The organism is Streptomyces sp. LS1784, assembly GCF_020103755.1.
GTDB lineage: Bacteria > Actinomycetota > Actinomycetes > Streptomycetales > Streptomycetaceae > Kitasatospora.
In genome coordinates this window covers 1-2,142 of the sequence record NZ_JAHSQD010000904.1, presented here as the reverse complement: position 1 = coordinate 2,142, position 2,142 = coordinate 1, and the positions used below count along the sequence as shown (strand labels likewise).

Below are 2,142 nucleotides of genomic sequence, written 5' to 3'. Positions count from 1 at the left end.
GGCGCTCCGGAGGCGGAGGGGCGCCGGCGCCGGCGGGAGGCCGCGGCCGCCGCCGAACGCGCGCGGATGGCCGACGTCATCGGCGACCTGCTACAGGCCGACGACGACGGCGAGGGCGCGGTGACGATGCTGCGCGGGCGCGACCTCCAGGACACCCTGGTCGACGAGACCGCCCTGCCCGTCGCCGATCCGGAGCCGCTCGCCGGGCCGTTCGCGCACATCGTGGTGGACGAGGCCCAGGAGCTGACCGACGCGGAGTGGCAGATGCTGCTGCTGCGCTGCCCGTCCCGGAGCTTCACCATCGTCGGGGACCGCGCGCAGGCCAGGCACGGTTTCACGGAGTCCTGGCAGGAGCGGCTGGAGCGGATCGGGCTCGACCGGAACACGGTGGCCTCGCTGAGCATCAACTACCGGACGCCGGAGGAGGTCATGGCCGAGGCCGAACCCGCGATCCGGGCCGCGCTGCCGGACGCCAACGTGCCGACCTCCGTGCGCAGCAGCGGCATCCCCGTCGAGCACCGGTCGGTGGCGGAGCTGGACACCGTCCTGGACGGCTGGCTCGCCGAGCACGGCGAGGGGATCGCCTGTGTGATCGGTGCCCCCGGTTTCGAGGCGCGGCCGCGGGTCCGGTCGCTGACTCCGGAGCTGTCCAAGGGCCTCGAGTTCGACCTGGTCGCCCTGGTCGATCCGGAGGCGTTCGGCGGGGGTGTGGAGGGAGCGGTCGACCGCTACGTCGCGATGACCAGGGCGACCCAGCGGCTGGTGGTCCTCAGGAGCTCGTGAGGAGGCGACGGCGAAGGGAGCGAAGCGCGGAAGGAGGGAGCGGAGGGGCTGGAACGCGCGTCGCCCGGTCGAGTGACGCGGGTGTCGGGCGGTGGCGTCGGGAGGTCGGACCGGGGTGACGGACGAGCAGGAACCGTCGGCGTCATGGGCTGCCGGGCGGAAGCAACGGCTATGGTCGGCCGGACAGTCGGCGGCGGTGCGGCTCGCGGGCGGGCGGCACCGGGGCGCCCGTGCGGCGCCGGGCGAGCCGGGGCTGATCGTGCGCTGGGACGGCTACCGGCGGCTGCCGGGGACGGTGGCCGAGGACTGCGCCGGCCAGCGGATCCTCTACGGGGTCGAGGGTGCGGGGGCGTCGCGGCCCGGGCGCCCGACGCGGCGGCCGAGGAAGACGCCGGGCACCACCGCAAGCCCTGAGGCCCGCGCGGGTGGGGCCCAGCCCACCCGCGACCGGACCGCGAGATGCGAGTGGGTCCGGCGCCACTCGGCGCCGGACCCCAACGGCCGCTGCCCGCAGGTCAGTTGTGGGTGTGCAGGTCGGCGTTCAGGCCGCCCCAGGAGCCGGAGCGGGCGATGACCTCGACCGCGCCGCTCTGCGAGTTGCGGCGGAACAGCAGGTTGTCCTGGCCGGACAGCTCGACGGCCTTGGCCACCGTGCCGTCCGGGGTGGTGACCCGGGTGCCGGCGGTCACGTACAGACCGGCCTCGACCACGCAGTCGCTGCCGAGCGAGATGCCGATGCCCGCGTTGGCGCCGAGCAGGCAGCGCTCGCCGACCGAGACGACCTGCTTGCCGCCGCCGGACAGGGTGCCCATGATCGAGGCGCCGCCGCCGATGTCGCTGTGGTCGCCGACGACGACGCCCGCGCTGATCCGGCCCTCGACCATGGAGGTGCCCAGGGTGCCGGCGTTGAAGTTGACGAAGCCCTCGTGCATCACGGTGGTGCCCGTGGCCAGGTGCGCGCCGAGCCGGACGCGGTCGGCGTGGGCGATGCGCACACCGGTCGGGGCGACGTAGTCGGTCATCCGCGGGAACTTGTCGATCCCGTACACGGCCAGCTGGCCGCCCTGGGCGCGCACGGCGAGGCGGGCCTGCTCGACCTTGTCCACCGGGACGGGGCCGATGCTGGTCCACGCGACATTGGCGAGCAGACCGAAGATGCCGTCCAGGTTCTGGCCGTGCGGCTTGACCAGACGGTGGCTGAGCAGGTGCAGGCGCAGGTACACGTCGTGCGTGTCGAGCGGCTTCTCGTCCAGCGAGGCGATGGTGGTGCGCACGGCGACCACCTCGACGCCGCGGCGCGCGTCGGCGCGCAGCGCCTCGGCCGCGCCGGCGCCGAGCTCGGCCTCGGCCTGCTCGGCG

Annotated in this window: 2 protein-coding genes and 1 pseudogene; 2 read left to right on the top strand and 1 reads right to left on the bottom strand. The window is 74.7% G+C overall.

The window, feature by feature from the left end; translation table 11 throughout:
* Both KS423_RS44085 and KS423_RS48695 read left to right on the top strand, forming a co-directional pair.
* Window positions 1-783 (top strand): annotated as a pseudogene (locus KS423_RS44085) (AAA family ATPase); the annotation flags it as partial.
* Between the two features lie 91 nt (window positions 784-874).
* Window positions 875-1,357, top strand: a complete 483-nt coding sequence (locus KS423_RS48695; RefSeq protein WP_374120172.1) for a DUF6087 family protein — start codon at window positions 875-877, stop codon at window positions 1,355-1,357.
* Here KS423_RS48695 and dapD read toward each other — a convergent pair.
* Window positions 1,299-2,142, bottom strand: an 844-nt coding sequence (dapD, locus tag KS423_RS44075) for a 2,3,4,5-tetrahydropyridine-2,6-dicarboxylate N-succinyltransferase (RefSeq protein WP_224285302.1), incomplete at its 5' end; no start/stop codon positions are given. The two genes, KS423_RS48695 and dapD, sit on opposite strands and share 59 nt — an antisense overlap.